Raw genomic sequence first — 575 nt, forward strand, 5'->3', positions numbered from 1 at the left:
TCAATCAAAAAGAATATCGTGAGTTGTTGTGTTGTAAATTGACGAAATATATCATCCCACTCTACAATCGTCGAAATGGTGAATTGAGAAGAATGTATGGAAGGTTCTGCAACCGCCATTTCTCGCGAGAACCGCGATTCACGACGTTTTGCATGCACTGCCGCATGGCGAATGACACTCACACACCAAGCGACACATGCGCCTTCTTTTTGATTGGCTATATCCATCAGAAACTCGCCTCCTGCATTCACGAGTTTCTTTTAACGTATCAAACACCAGTTCTTTTTACAACAAAAAGTATTCAATCAAAATATTAACACTCAAAATCGAGTAGGAGGGGGCGGCTAGCCCCCGACCTCTCACACCACCGTACATGCGGGTCCGCATACGGCGGTTCATGAAGTACTACGAAGCTGCAAGTACCTTTCCTGTAAACTCCTGAGACCCAGTTGTCCAAAGTACGTTTTGCTCATGGCGTTGTTTAGATTCTTCGCCATTTCCCAATTGTATTCGCTAAGCTAGTTTTGAGCCACTTTTAGCTTGGTCGATCGAGCAAAAAGTGAGCCACCTGTTTT

General features: G+C 44.5%; 1 protein-coding gene. It reads right to left on the minus strand.

What is annotated here, in order from left to right:
• On the minus strand, positions 1-227 hold a 227-nt coding region (locus BM613_RS14710), incomplete at its 3' end, for a hypothetical protein (protein ID WP_146192867.1).
• Positions 228-575: the final 348 nt, after the last annotated feature.

The sequence above is a fragment of the Sulfoacidibacillus thermotolerans genome (assembly GCF_003144315.1).
Lineage (GTDB): Bacteria > Bacillota > Bacilli > Alicyclobacillales > SLC66 > Sulfoacidibacillus > Sulfoacidibacillus thermotolerans.